Below are 13,624 nucleotides of genomic sequence, written 5' to 3'. Positions count from 1 at the left end.
CGCATGAGCCGGCCGTTACAGCGCGCCCGGCCACACGACGGTGGAGACGTCGAGGTTCTCGAGCGCCGTCTTCGCCGATTCGTCGGTGCTGAACTTGACCAGGAGATCGCGTGCCACCTCGAACGCGTCGAGGTTCAGAGCCGGGTCGCCCCCGATGTTCCAGCGCGCGCCGGCGGCCTGCTCGGCCGTGATGCCGAGGCCCTCGATGAGCGACTCCTTCGCCACATCGGGGTTCTCCGTGGCACCCACGATCGACTCGGCCATCGCGTCGGCGAAGGCGCGTACCGTATTGGGGTTCTGATCGATGAAGGACTGCGAGGTGTTGAACAGCGTCGTGGCTGTATCGACGAACAGCTCGCGGTTGTTGTACCCGAGCTCGACGCCTCCGGCGGCGAGGGCATCGGCGGCGAACGGCCACTGCATGATCGCGGCGTCGACATCGCCGCTCGCGAGGGCAGCAGCCATCTGCCCGAACGGCAGCTGCACGAGCTCGATCGACTCGGTGTCGGCACCCGCGCGGTCGGCGAGCTCCCACATCGTCATCGTGTTGTGAGACGAGAGCCCGACCGTGGCGACGCGTTTGCCTTCCAGCCCCGCGAAGTCGGTGATGCCCGACTCGGCCGACGCGATCGTGACGGTGCCCTCGTCGTCCTCCTGGATCTGACCCTCGATCGTGGTGATGGCGCGGATCGGGATGCCGTTGGCGTTCGCCGTCACCGCGTGCACCACGGTGGCGAACCCGATGTCGTAGGTGCCGCTGGCCAGGCCCGACACGATCGCGGCGATGTCGGTCTGCGGCGTGATCTCCAGCTCGAGCCCGTGCTCCTCGAAGATCCCCTCCTGGATGCCGTAGTAGAGCGGCGCGAACTGCGTGGAGGGGTTGATCGCGACCGTGAGAGTGGATTTCTCCGGTGCGCCGCCGTCGCCCTCGCCGCCCGCATCGGCGGGCGCTCCTCCGCCCGAGCAGGCGACGAGTGAAGCGAGCACCGTGCCCACCGCGGCCAGGCCGCCCAGACGGCGTGCAATGGATTTCCTCATGATGAAACCTCCGATTCAGCGAGCGTGTTCAGCGCGGCAGCGCTGTCCAAGCCGAGCAGATCCGTGACGTTGCCGTGGTAGATGCGCGCGCGGTCGGCGTCGGTCAGGATGTCCATGTCGTTCAGGTTCGCGATCGTGTCGCGGATGTAGCCCGGTCCCTTTTCGGGATCGAACGGGGTATCGGACGCGAAGAGCGTGTGGTCCACGCCGAAGAACCTGATCGCGGTCCGCATGGCGTCGCCGGCACCGAAGTACGCCGTGTCGACATAGAACTTCTTGAAGTACTCGATCGGACGCAGGGTCAGCGGGTATCCCGCGATGTCCTCCGCCTGATCCGCCGGCGTCCGGGTGCCCAGCTGGTCCCATCCCTGCCCCACGCGTCCGGCGAAATGCGGGATCATCGCGCCGCCGTGGTGGATCAGGATCTTGATGTCGGGCAGTCGCTCGAAGACGCCAGAGAAGACGAGGCGGGACATGAACGCCGAGAGGTCGTACTCCCAGCCCAGCGTCCACCAGATCTCGAACTTCGAGCGTTCCTCGGTCTTGTAGTCCGACCAGCTGGAGTCGCGGCAGGGGTGGACCTGGATCATCTTGTCGCCGCGGCGCGCCACCGCCTCGTAGAACGGGAAGAAGCGCTCCTGGTCCATCGGTCCGCCGTGGACATGCGTGTAGATCTGCACCCCGACGGCGCCGAGCTCGTCGAAGGCACGATCCGCCTCGGCGATGGCGCCGTCGACGTCATCCAGCGCGACGGCGGCGCAGAACCCCGCGAAACGATCAGGATGGTCGGTCACGAGCTCTGCCATCCCGTCGTTCGCGATACGGGCCAGTTCGGCCGTCCGCCGGCGCGGCCCGAGATCGTCGAGCGGCGGTGCCGCTGTGTTGATGATCTGGCGATAGTCCGAGCCGAACTCGTCCATCCCTCGGAATCGCTCGTCGAGGTCGACGAGCGCGGGGACGCCGCTCACGCGTTTCTGGATGTTCCGTGCGACGGCACTGTCCGTGATCGCGAACAGACGCTCGGCATACGCCGCTGGCAGGAGATGGCAGAATGCATCGATCTTCATCGAGACTGTTCCCTTCGACTCGGCGCGCTTCGTCGCGGCGCGAGTGGGTCCGAGCCAATCAACGTGGCACCCGCCGGTAAAGACTCGACGACGCGTGATTCCGCACCGCGGAATCGGAGGGGATGCCGCTCACCGTGCGAGGTGCGATCTGATGCTCGCGGCGCACCTGCGCAGCTGCACGACGATGTCGCGCACCCGATGCGAGGACAGCCTCGAGCTGGGCGCCGACATCGCCACCGCGGCGATGGCGATCCCACCGCGATCTCGAAGCGGCACGGCGATCGCGCTGAGCCCTTCGACGCTCTCGTCCTGATTGATCGCGTACCCCTGCATCGACACGAGTGACAGCTCGTCGAGGAGCTGCGTGAACGTCCGTGTGTGCGGAGTCAGGCGATGCAGTGCTCGTGGGTAGAGCCTGCGCAGCTCTTCGCGCGACAGTTCCGCGAGGAGCACTTTCCCGCCCGACGTCGCGTAGGCCGGGAGCAGGGTGCCGGTCAGCACGTGGGTGCGGACACGCTGGTCCGCCTCGAAGCCGGCGACGAATCTGATCGACGACTCCTGCAGCACCATGAGATTCACGGTCTCGCCGAGGCTGATGCTCAATTCGCGCAGGTGAGGCTCACTCAGACTCCGCAGGTCGATCGCGCGGGTGCTGGAGAATCCGAGCTCGATCAGCGCTGGGCCCACTCGATATGCGCGTGTGATCCGGTCCTGCGTGACGAATCCTCTGTGCTCCAGCGTGCTCAGATGGCGGTGCGCCGTCGACGGAGCGACGCCGAGCGCATGTGCGACGTCGCTGACGCGCAACTCGGGCTGGGACCGCAGCAGAAGAAGCAGCCGCAGTGTCTGGTCGACAGCCCCCACAGGGTGGCGCGGGCCCGCCGCATCATCCTCGATGGTCATACGCTGAAGCTACTGGCGGGTCGATCACTCCGGACCAGGCTGCGTCGTCGGGGACAGCCCGCTACGCGTCGAGCCGGTCGACGAGGGCGAGGCCGCGCTCGGCCCAGGCGATCTCGATGCGGGCGCGCTCGACGAGGCCTTCGTAGGCGAATCGCTTGAACTCGATGGTGCGCTCGCGGTCGTCGTCGGGCAGGACTTCGAGCCGGCGTACCAGCATCGGGTTGCTCAAGTGCTCGATGTGCGTGAGCTCGCCCTCCCACTGCGCGAGCTCGCCGCGCCACACCTCGATGTGGCGCTCGAGGAAGGCTCGCGCGGCCTCGGGCGTCGTCGCCTCCAGGTAGGCGGCGCGCAGATGGGCGGGGTCGCGCACGCGCTGGTAGTCCAGGGGAGCGGCCATCCACTCCGCGAACGCCTGCTCTCCGGCATCCGTCACGTGGTAGATGCGTCGCGTCCCGCGCTCGCCGCGCGCCTGCTCCTCGCCCTCGATCAGGCCGGCCTGCTCCATCTTCCGCAGTTCGGGATAGATCTGCGAGTCGGGGGCGTGCCACACGTGCCCGACGGACTGGTGGAACTGCTTCTGCAGGTCGTAGCCCGACAGCGGTCCGACCCGCAGGATCGCCAACAGCGCGTAGCGCAGACTCATGCGACTCCTTTCGTTCCCGAGCGTACCGACCCGCCCGTTCGTCAGACGCCAACGGGGCGCCGAGACAGCGGGTTGTCGCTGCCTCGGCGCCCCGATGGTCATTCGCCGGTGAGGTGGGTCAGGACGCGGCCTGCTGGTACCCCGTGCGCCAGCCGCCGTGATAGGTCTGACGGGCGACCGTCGAGTACGGAACCGGGCTGACGACGACGCGGACCTCGGTCTGCTCGTGCGGCTCGACGGATGCCTTGCTGCTGCCGCCGTTGGGCTCGCCCCACACCACGCGCAGCTCGCTGCCCTCGGGGACGTCGGGGTTCACCGTCGCCAGCGACAGGCCGCGGCGCTCGTTGGCCGAGTAGCCGGTGAACATCGAGTAGCCCACGACGTTGCCGTCGGCGTCGATGATCGAGTCGTAGTTCGCCGAGCCGTAGTTCGCCAGCGGCAGGTCGAAGAACTTGTAGTTGGGGCCGTCGACGTTCAGCAGCGACGTCCACACCTTTCCGAGGTCTTCGGCGTCCCACGCGAGCGTGACCTTCTTGCGCTGCGTCGCCGGGTCGATCTTCTCGAGCGCGTCGCGGCCGATGAAGTCGTGATCGAACTTGACGAAGTTGCCGTAGCCGAGCTCCCACGGGGTGAGGTAGTAGTCCTCGATGTTGTCCGACACGAACGAGCCGGCGAGCGTCCCGGTCGCCTCGTAGCTGTCGATGCCGAGCCACTCGCGGTACCCGCGCTCAGCCTCGCCCGTGTAGATGGCGGGCAGCGGCGAGGGGATCCAGCCCGACTCGAGCGTGTTGGACGGGTATGCGCGCGACCCGACCGGCACGAGGCCGAACTCGGCGCCCGCCTCGACGATCGCGTCTCGGATCTCGTCGTGCTCGGCGTACGGACCCCAGATCTCCAGGCCCGGCGCTCCGGCCATGCCGTGACGGAGGGTGCGCACATCCTTGCCGGCGATCTTCATCGTCGACATGTTGAAGAAGCCGATCTTCTCGAGCGGGCCGCCGTTGAGCTTCTCGATGACGTCCCACGCCTTCGGGCCCTGGATCTGGAAGCGGTAGTACTGACGCGTCACCGGGTGACCGTAGGGCCGCGAGGGCGAACGGCGGTCGACCGTGACCTCGAGGTTCGAGTAGCCGCCGGTCTCGCCGTGGTACAGCAGCCAGTTCGACGCGGGCGCGCGGCCGACGTAGGTGTACTCGTCCTCGGCCTCGCGGAACAGGATGCCGTCGCCGATGACGTGGCCGGCGGCGGTCGTCGGCACATACTGCTTGGCCTTGTTCACGGCGAAGTTGGCGACCGAGTTGATCGCGGTGTCGCTGATCAGCTTGATGGCGTCCGAGCCCTTGAGGAACACATTGTCCATGTGGTGCGACTGGTCGTAGAGCACGGCCGTGTCACGCCACGCCTTCTGCTCCTTGATCCAGTTCTGGAAGTCCGCGGGGACGACCGGATAGATGTAGGAGCCGATCTGCGAGTTGCGCAGGAGCTCGACCGGGTTTATCTGGTCGAGCAGCTGCTGGAGATTGTCGGCCATGCGAACCTCTCTGTTCTGTGAGCGGATGCCTCGGCGAGGCGTCCTGGGTCTGGTCAGTCGGTCTGGTGAATCGGTCTGGTGCGGGTCAGCTGAAGACGATGGTGTGGTTGCCGTGTTGGATGACGCGGTCTTCGGCGTGCCATTGGACGGCGCGGGAGAGGACGGCGCGTTCGACGTAGGCGCCGCGGGCTTGGAGGTCGGCGGCGGTCATGGTGTGGTTCACGCGGGCGACGTCCTGCTCGATGATGGGGCCTTCGTCGAGGTCTTTGGTGACGTAGTGGCTGGTGGCGCCGATGAGTTTCACGCCGCGTTCTTTGGCTTTGCGGTAGGGCGCGGCGCCGATGAAGGCGGGCAGGAAGGAGTGGTGGATGTTGATCACCGGGACGCCGACCTGGTCGAGGAAGTCCTCGGAGATGATCTGCATGTAGCGGGCGAGGACGACGAAGTCGACGTTGCCTTTGAGCAGTTCCAGGATCTTCGCTTCGGCTTCGGTCTTGTCGGGGCCTTGGGAGTGGACGTGGAAGAACGGGATCCCGAAGGAGCGGACGTCTTCGGCGGTGTTGGTGTGGTTGCTGATGACCATCGGGATGGTCACGGGCAGTTCGCCGCGGCGGTGGCGCCACAGCAGTTCCAGCAGGCAGTGGTCGCTGGTGGAGGCGAGCACGGCCATCCGTTTCGGGATGGACTGGTCGGTCAGTGCCCACTGCATGCCGTAGGGGGTGAGGGTCTTGTCCAGGTCGGCTTCGATCTCGGGGATCGCGGCGGCAAGGTCGGGGCGGTGGAACACCACGCGTTGGAAGAACGCGCCGCCCTCGGGGTTGTCGGAGTACTGGTCGAGGGTGACGATGTTGCCGGCGTTGCGGGCGATCAGCGCGGTGACGGCGGCGACCAGGCCGGGCTGGTCGGGGCCGTGGACGATCAGGCAGGCCTGGTCGCGGAGGGCTTCGGTGTGCGGCGACATGGGTGTGGCCTGCCGTTCAGGACTGCGCGGCGATGTAGTCGCGGGTCCACTGGGACGTCGCGAGCAGCCCGCCGAAGGTGTAGAAGTGCAGCTTCACCGGACCCGATGCCGGGTCCTGGGCCAGCAGCTCGGACAGGTCGGACACGAACCGGTCGGGGCCGGCGGTGCCCATCAGGTTGGTGAGGGAGAACCCGTACTTCTTCACGATCATCGCGTTCGCGCCGACACCGAACCGGCGGGCGAAGTTGATCAGCCGCTTGATGCCGGCGGGGCCGGGAGTGCCGATACGGATCTGGGTGTCGATGCCACGGGCGCGGACCTCTTTGATCCACGCCATCACCGGGTCGGTGTCGAACGCGAACTGGGTGAGGATCACCGAGTCCAGACCCTGCTGCGCCAGCGACAGCGCCTTCTCGTCGAGGTGACGCCACAGCACGTCGCCGGGGATGTCGGGGTGTCCCTCCGGGTACCCGGCGATGGACACCTCCTTCACTCCGTACTTCTGCAGCAGCCCGGTCTGGATCACGCTCAGTGAGTCCGGGTAGGGCCCTTCCGGCTCTGCCGGGTCGCCGCCGACGGCGAACACGTGCTCGCTGGCACCGACCTCCTGCAGGCGGCCCAGGAACTCCTCCAGCTGACCCTGCGACGCCAGCCGCCGCGCCGAGATGTGCGGCACCGGGATGAACCCGAGATCCTTCACAGCCTTGGACGCCGCGACCCGCATCTCGAGGTCCTCGTTGCCCAGGAACGTCACATTGATCTTCGTCCCCTGCGGGATCACCGACGCCGCCTCCTGCAGACCAGGGACATCCTTCCCCGTCATCTCCAACGAGAAGCCCTCGACCAAATCGACGGCTGCGGCCTTGTTCATTGCGGGTGCGATGTGCGCCACGTGCGGATCCTTCCGGCTGACGGGGGAGTGCGGCTCTGCCCTTCCAAGAGGCACATTACCTATGGCCATAGGTAATGACAAGAGGGAATTCCGATCAAAAGAACCGGAGGATCGCCCGGCTTCCACAGCGTGGAAGCGCGGGTTGAGCGGTGCGTCCGGGGTGGGGATGGTTGCTCGACGCGGGCCGGGATCCCACCTGGAACGCGGCGGTGATCTCGCAGCAGAGGTCACCGTGACGACGATGTCGAGAGCGGAGAACGCCCGTGAAGTCCTACCTCCTTCACCTCGGCCGGCTGCTGCTGTCGTCGGTCATCCTCTTCCTCGTCGTGATCACCGTGCTGTTCTTCCTGCTCGAGCTCGCGCCCGGCGACCCGGTGCAGTCCCTCGTGGGCGACGTGCCGATCTCGCCCGAGTTCCGCGCGCAGATCACGGCGGCCTACGGACTGGATCTGCCCGCGTGGCAGCGCTACTTCGCGTACATCGCGAACGTGCTCACCGGCAATCTCGGGTACTCGTTCGGCACCAACAACGAACCCGTGCTGGATCTCATCCTCAGCCGCGCCGGCAACACGCTCGCGCTCGCGGTGCCGGCATTCATCCTGTCGACCGTCGGCGGCATCATCCTGGGTTCGATCGCGGCGCGCACGCGCCGCCGCTGGCTCGATGCCGGCATCTCGGGCATCGCCGTCGGGCTCTTCTCGGTGCCGAGCTTCTGGTTCGGGATGCTCCTCATCATGGTGTTCTCGCTGTGGCTGGGATGGTTCCCGACACAGGGGAAGGCGCCCTACGGAGAATCCGGCATCGCACTGCCGTACCTGGTGCTGCCGGTGATCACGATGGCCACGAGCGAGCTCGCGTACAAGACGCGGATCATGCGCTCGTCGATGATCGAGTCGCTCGGACAGGACTTCATCGACACCGCGCGCTCGAAGGGCCTGAATCCCCGTCGGGTGCTGTGGGGACACGCCCTGCCCAACGCGCTCCTGCCGATGGTCACCGTCGCCGGCTACAGCCTCGGCTTCATCTTCGCCGGCTCGACGCTCGTCGAGAGCGTCTTCGGCTGGCCGGGCATGGGCCTGCTGTTCGTCGACGCCATCAACTCGCAGAACAACATGGTCGTGCTGGGCGTGGCGATCGTGCTGACCGTGACCATCATCATCGTCAACTTCCTCACCGACATCGTGTACGGACTCGTGGATCCACGCCTGCGGGCGAGGTTCACCCGCAAGGCAGGAGCGCCCGCATGACGACGCAGAACAGCATCGACCGCGACAGCACCGACCGCGTGCGGGCCGACAGCGTCGAACTGCCCGACCTCGAGGTGCGCATCGACATCCCCGCGACCGAGCCCGTCGCCATCGCGGGCCGGCGCAGCCAGGCGTCGCCCTGGCGGGTCTTCTTCCGAAAGCCCTCCACGCTCTTCTTCGGCCCGCTGCTCGTGGTCATCGCACTCGTGTCGTTCGTCGGGCCGTTCTTCGTCGGCGACCCGGTCTCGACGGCGCACCCGGTGCTGGCGCCGCCGAGCCTGGAATATCCGCTGGGCACGGATCAGCTGGGCCGCGACTATCTCGCGCGGGTCGTCTACGGCGGCCAGGTATCTCTGCTGGTGGGCTTCAGCGTCGCCTTCCTCTGCATGACGTTCGGGCTGCTGGTCGGCGGGCTCGCGGGCTACTACGGCGGGGCCATCGACACCGGTCTGGTCAAGATCGCCGAGTTCTTCCAGGTGCTGCCGGGGCTGGTGCTCGCGCTGGTGGCTGCCGCGCTGCTGGGCTCGAACATGCTCATCATCGTGTCGATCCTGGCCATCACGATGTGGCCCGGTGTCGGACGCATCGTGCGCGCCGAGGCCATGCGCATCTCGCAGCTCGGATACGTCGAGTCGGCCAAGGCCGCCGGATTCAGCGGCGCGCGGATCATCTGGTCGGACGTCATCCCCAACGCGATGCCGCCCGTGCTGGTGGCCACGAGCATGACGGTCGGTCGCGCGATCCTCATCGAGTCGGGGCTGGCCTACCTCGGCATCGGCGACACCAATCGCCCGAGCTGGGGCGCTTTGCTGAACTCCGCGCAGTCCTACATGCAATCGGCCTGGTGGCTGGCGGTGTTCCCCGGCGCCCTCATCTTCTTGACCGTGCTGGCGGTCAACATGCTCGGCGACGGCATGAACGATTCCTTCAACCCGACAGCGGGGAGAGTCAAATGAGTGCGACAGTCCCCACGCCCCCGCAGCGAGCGCTGCTCGAGGTGACCGGGCTCCACGTCCGGCTGCCGACGGGGCCGCGCAGCGAGGTCGAGGCGGTGACCCGGGTGGACCTGGTCGTCCGCGACGGCGAGCGGGTCGGCATCGTGGGCGAGTCCGGCTCCGGCAAGTCGGTGACCGGGCGTGCGATCGCGGGCCTGCTGCCCACCTCGCCCCGCGTGAAGGTGAGCGGCTCGATCCGCGTGCGCGGCAGCGAGATGGTCGGGGCTCCCCGCAGCGCATGGGACGAGGTGCGCCGGCGCACCGTGGGCATGGTGTTCCAGGATCCGCTCACGTTCCTGAACCCGACGATGAAGATCGGCCGCCAGGTCGCCGAGGCCGTGCGGGTTCGCGACGACGACGAGCGGGCCGACATCGCGGGCGACGTGCACGGGCTCCTCACCTCGGCCGGACTGGACCGCGTCGAGGACGTCGCCGCCCGGTTCCCGCACGAGCTCAGCGGCGGCATGCGCCAGCGCGTGCTCATCGCGATCGCGCTGGCCAAGCGACCCGACCTGATCATCGCGGACGAGCCCACTACGGCCCTGGATGCCACGGTGCAGAAGCGCGTGCTCGACACGCTCGATCAGGCTGTGTCGGGAGCCGGTGCTTCGCTCGTGCTCATCTCGCACGACCTCGCCGTGGTGGCCGGCATGACCGACCGCATCTACGTGATGTACGACGGCTGCGTCGTCGAGGACGGCCCCACGTCCGAGGTGCTGCACGAGCCCCGGCATCCGTACACCCAGGCTCTCCTGCGCAGCGTCCGCAGTCTCACGGACGACGGCGTCGAGCTGTACTCCATCCCACCCGCGCTGCGGCGCGAGCTCACCGCGGAGGTGGCCCATGCTTCTTGAGGCCAAGAACGTCTCGAAGGTCTTCCGCGCCCGCCGTGGTGGCGGCGAGACAGTGGCGGTGAAGGATGCCACGCTCCGCGTCGAGCCGGGCAGGTTCATCGCCATCGTGGGCGAGAGCGGGAGCGGGAAGAGCACACTGGGCCGGCTGCTGCTGAACCTGCTCGCGCCGACCAGCGGGACGGTCGAGCTCGACGGCGCGCCCGTCGCCGGCATGGATCGGCGGGAGGCGTTCGCCTATCGGCGGCAGGTGCAGGCGGTGCTGCAGGATCCGGCCGGCTCGCTCAATCCGCGCAAGCGGGTCGACGAGACGGTGGGCGAGGTCATCCGTCTGCACGGCATGGCACGGGGACGCACCGCGGTGCGCGACCGCGTCGCCGAGGTGCTCGAGCAGGTCGGCATGACGCCCCCTGGACGATTCCTCGACCGCTATCCGCACGAGCTCTCGGGCGGTCAGCGCCAGCGGGTGCTCATCGCGCGGGCCATCGCGCTCAACCCCCGCATCATTGTCGCCGACGAGGCGGTATCAGCCCTGGACGCCTCGGTGAAGGCCGGTGTGCTCAAGGTGATGCGCGACCTGCAGGACCGGCTCGGCGTCGGCTACATCTTCATCACCCACGACCTCCCCGTCGTGCGCAAGGTCGCCGACGAGGTCTACGTCATGAAGGCCGGCGAGATCGTCGAGCACAACACCAAAGCGGCGATCTTCGCCGCGCCGCAGCATCCGTACACCCGTGAGCTGCTCGCCGCCGCACCGGTTCTCACCTGAACCCGGTCGCGCGGCATCCCACCCGAACAACGACAGACGCAGAGAGGCGGACGACCGTGAAGAACAGGAACGCAAGGAGGACGATCGGGATCGTCGGGGCGCTCGCCGCGGCGGCACTGGTCATGGCGGGATGCACCGGCGGCAACGCCGACGCCGCCGGCGAGGAGAAGGTCTATGTGCAGGCGATCGGCGACGATCCGATGGGCCTCAACGCCCAGCTGGTCAGCGGCGCGGCCGCGTCGATGTTCAGCGCGCAGATCTTCGACACCCTCATCCGCATCGACGACGCCGGCGAGCTCAGTCCCGGTCTGGCCGAGGAGTGGGAGCTCTCGGATGACGGCCTCGAGCTGACGCTGCAGCTGCGCGACGGCGTCACGTGGCACGACGGCGAGCCGTTCACCGCCGAGGACGTCAAGTTCAACCTCGAGGAGATCGTAGAGCTGCAGACGTTCGGCGCCGCGCTCGCCTCCCGCATCGCGGGGGTCGAGGTCGTCGACGAGACCACCGCCGTCGTGCGCTTCACCGAGGTGTTCGGGCCGGTGCTCGAGACGCTGGCGCAGCAGTTCATGATCCCGAAGCACATCTACGAAGGCACCGACTACGTCACCAACGAGGCCAACATGGAGCCGATCGGCACCGGGCCCATGGTGTTCGACTCGTACGAGTCGGGTCAGCAGGTCGTGCTGGTGAAGAATCCCGACTACTGGGAGGGCGAGGTGCAGGTCGACCGAGCCGTCTATCCGGTGATGACCGACCCGAACAGCCGCGCGTCCGCGCTCTTCGCCGGCGAGGTCGACCGCGCCGAGCTCGACCCGTCGCAGCAGAAGCGCGTGGAGCAGGACCCCGACCTCGAGCTGATGACCGAAGGGTTCTTCGCGCAGGCGATCACCGTGATGATGAACGGGCTCAGCCCCGAGCTGACCGACCCGACGGTGCGGGCCGCGGTGTTCGCGGCACTCGATCGCGAGGCCATCACAGACGTGGCGCTCTCGGGACTCGGCGAGCCGACGACGGGCTTCTTCCCGCCGTCGCTGGAGTGGGCGCTCAACACCGATGTCGACTTCGAGCGGGACTTCCCGCGCGACATCGACGCGATCAACGAGGCCCTCGACGAGGCCGGGTTCCCGCGCGGCAGCGACGGACTGCGCTTCACACTCGACGTGCGGTACATCTCCGAGCTGTCGGAGGTCGCGGCGACCGCCGAGATGGCCAAGTCGCAGCTCGAAGAGGTGGGCATCGGCCTGAACCTCGTCGGCACGTCGGCGAGCGTCTTCACCGAGAAGGTGTACACCACCAGCGAGTTCGATCTGTCGTTCCTGCGCTCGACGGTGGGTGCCGACCCCAGCACCGGAATCGTGCGCTGGTACGCGTGCAATCCGAACCGGGCCGCGGCATCCAACCCGTCGCAGATCTGCGACGAGCAGATCCAGGCGGCCGCCGACGGTGCGCTGGGCACGACCGACCGCGCACAGCGCGGCGAGCACCTGAAGGACCTGCAGCAGCGGGCGAGCGAGCTGATGTTCTACGCGCCCCTCAGCTGGTACTACGGGTCGTTCCCGACCGTGAGCAGCAAGCGCTGGGAGGGCCAGCTCGACGCCGTGTCGACCACCAACACGGTGCCGTGGACCACGATGACCCTCAAGTAGGAAACCGAATCCGGATGCCGGCCGTGGGGTGCCTCCGTGCACCGTGCGGCCGGCATCCGTCCTTCCGGTCAGCGAAAGAGTCGTGGATCCGGCCCGGCGCGCCGTTCTAACCTCGGGGCACGGTGACGCGGGGCTGCGCGCCGCGGACCCGTGCGAGCGGCGGGAGGAGTCGGGATGTCGATGCAGACGGTGGACGGCGAGCACAAGCTGACAGCGGCGGGCCGCGTGCTGGCGCTGCTCGGAGCCTTCGCGAAGGGCGACGGACGGCTGACGCTGTCGGAGATCAGCCGGCAGGCGGGGCTGTCGCTGTCGACGACGCACCGGTTGGTGCACGAAGTGCTCGCGTGGGAGGGGCTCGAGGTCGACGAGCGCGGGAGATACCGGCTCGGCCCGAAGATCCTCGAGCTCGCGTCGTCCTCGACCGAGGGACTGCGCCTGCGCGAGAAGACGCTGCCGTTCCTGACCGACCTGCATCGGCGCACCAACATGACCGTCCACCTCGCGGTGCGTGACGGCAGCGAGCTGATCTACCTCGAGGCGCTGCGCCCGCATGCCAACTACACCGGAGAGAACCGCATCGGCGGACGGCTGCCCATGCACGTCGGCGGCACGGGACTGACGCTCCTCGCCTTCGCGCCCGACGAGGTCATCGACGAGTACCTCAGCCGGCCGCTGTGCCGCTACACGCCGCAGACGATCGTCGAGCCCGACCGCCTGCGCGCCGTGCTCGACGATATCCGCCGGCAGCGGTACGCCATCACGCGCGGCCTGCTCACGACCCGGGCCGGGTCCGTGGCCGCGCCGGTCTTCGGCCCCGACGGCGAGGTGTGCGCCGCGGTCGGGCTCGTGTGCCTTCTCGGACGGCACCAGCCCGAGGACTATGCCGGACTGGTGCGGGGCGCCGCCGCGCGGGCATCCCACGCGCTGCTCGACCGCCCGGCGCCCCTGTCTCCCGGAGCGCAGGAGTTCCATCGGCGCCACGTCGCGCAGGCCTGACCCGGGCTTCCGTCGCGCAGCTCGACGCGGGCTTCCGTCGCGCGGAAGCAGGGGGCGACCGCAGGCGGGACGGCATCGCAGAGTG

Annotated in this window: 13 protein-coding genes; 6 read left to right on the top strand and 7 right to left on the bottom strand. The window is 68.0% G+C overall.

What is annotated here, in order from left to right; genetic code table 11:
• Nucleotides 1-15: 15 nt before the first annotated feature.
• The 7 genes from HF576_RS06955 to HF576_RS06925 all read right to left on the bottom strand — a co-directional run bounded on the left by HF576_RS06955 (nucleotide 16) and on the right by HF576_RS06925 (nucleotide 7,014).
• A complete protein-coding gene (locus HF576_RS06955) occupies nucleotides 16-1,038 on the bottom strand; it encodes an ABC transporter substrate-binding protein (RefSeq protein WP_168911972.1) in 1,023 nt (340 codons plus the stop codon).
• Entirely contained in the window at nucleotides 1,035-2,105 is a 1,071-nt protein-coding gene (locus HF576_RS06950; RefSeq protein WP_168911971.1) for an amidohydrolase family protein, read from the bottom strand. The genes HF576_RS06955 and HF576_RS06950 overlap by 4 nt, the downstream gene beginning before the upstream one ends.
• Nucleotides 2,106-2,234: 129 nt before the next feature.
• Nucleotides 2,235-3,008 (bottom strand): IclR family transcriptional regulator, encoded by a 774-nt coding sequence (locus tag HF576_RS06945; protein WP_168911970.1) that lies wholly within the window; start codon nucleotides 3,006-3,008, stop codon nucleotides 2,235-2,237.
• Between the two features lie 61 nt (nucleotides 3,009-3,069).
• Nucleotides 3,070-3,651 carry a PadR family transcriptional regulator gene (locus HF576_RS06940; RefSeq protein WP_168911969.1) on the bottom strand — a complete coding sequence of 194 codons (582 nt, stop codon included), beginning with the start codon at nucleotides 3,649-3,651 and terminating at the stop codon, nucleotides 3,070-3,072.
• A 118-nt stretch (nucleotides 3,652-3,769) separates the two neighbouring features.
• A complete protein-coding gene (gene ligM, locus HF576_RS06935) occupies nucleotides 3,770-5,182 on the bottom strand; it encodes a vanillate/3-O-methylgallate O-demethylase (RefSeq protein ID WP_168911968.1) in 1,413 nt (470 codons plus the stop codon).
• A gap of 85 nt (nucleotides 5,183-5,267) precedes the next feature.
• A complete protein-coding gene (gene purU, locus HF576_RS06930) occupies nucleotides 5,268-6,143 on the bottom strand; it encodes a formyltetrahydrofolate deformylase (RefSeq protein WP_168911967.1) in 876 nt (291 codons plus the stop codon).
• Nucleotides 6,144-6,159: 16 nt separating this feature from the next.
• Entirely contained in the window at nucleotides 6,160-7,014 is an 855-nt protein-coding gene (locus tag HF576_RS06925; RefSeq protein WP_168912082.1) for a methylenetetrahydrofolate reductase, read from the bottom strand.
• A 284-nt stretch (nucleotides 7,015-7,298) separates the two neighbouring features.
• Between HF576_RS06925 and HF576_RS06920 the strand changes: the two genes are divergently transcribed.
• The 6 genes from HF576_RS06920 (at nucleotide 7,299) to HF576_RS06895 (ending at nucleotide 13,539) form a co-directional block, all read left to right on the top strand.
• A complete protein-coding gene (locus HF576_RS06920; protein ID WP_168911966.1) occupies nucleotides 7,299-8,282 on the top strand; it encodes an ABC transporter permease subunit in 984 nt (327 codons plus the stop codon).
• The gene (locus HF576_RS06915) at nucleotides 8,279-9,238 is read left to right on the top strand and encodes an ABC transporter permease (RefSeq protein WP_168911965.1); all 960 of its coding nucleotides are present in this window, start codon (nucleotides 8,279-8,281) and stop codon (nucleotides 9,236-9,238) included. The genes HF576_RS06920 and HF576_RS06915 overlap by 4 nt, the downstream gene beginning before the upstream one ends.
• On the top strand, nucleotides 9,235-10,131 hold the full coding sequence (locus HF576_RS06910; protein ID WP_168911964.1) for an ABC transporter ATP-binding protein: 897 nt from the start codon (nucleotides 9,235-9,237) through the stop codon (nucleotides 10,129-10,131). The genes HF576_RS06915 and HF576_RS06910 overlap by 4 nt, the downstream gene beginning before the upstream one ends.
• Entirely contained in the window at nucleotides 10,121-10,897 is a 777-nt protein-coding gene (locus HF576_RS06905; RefSeq protein ID WP_168911963.1) for an ABC transporter ATP-binding protein, read from the top strand. The genes HF576_RS06910 and HF576_RS06905 overlap by 11 nt, the downstream gene beginning before the upstream one ends.
• 56 nt (nucleotides 10,898-10,953) lie before the next feature.
• Nucleotides 10,954-12,543: an ABC transporter substrate-binding protein gene (locus tag HF576_RS06900; RefSeq protein WP_168911962.1), complete on the top strand. Its 1,590-nt coding sequence runs from the start codon at nucleotides 10,954-10,956 to the stop codon at nucleotides 12,541-12,543.
• A 174-nt stretch (nucleotides 12,544-12,717) separates the two neighbouring features.
• Nucleotides 12,718-13,539 (top strand): IclR family transcriptional regulator, encoded by an 822-nt coding sequence (locus HF576_RS06895; protein ID WP_168911961.1) that lies wholly within the window; start codon nucleotides 12,718-12,720, stop codon nucleotides 13,537-13,539.
• Nucleotides 13,540-13,624: the final 85 nt, after the last annotated feature.

Origin of the sequence: Microbacterium salsuginis (genome assembly GCF_012524205.1) — a bacterium.
Lineage (GTDB): Bacteria > Actinomycetota > Actinomycetes > Actinomycetales > Microbacteriaceae > Microbacterium > Microbacterium salsuginis.
Note: the sequence above shows the minus strand (reverse complement) of the source record. Positions and strands in the feature narration are given on the sequence as shown.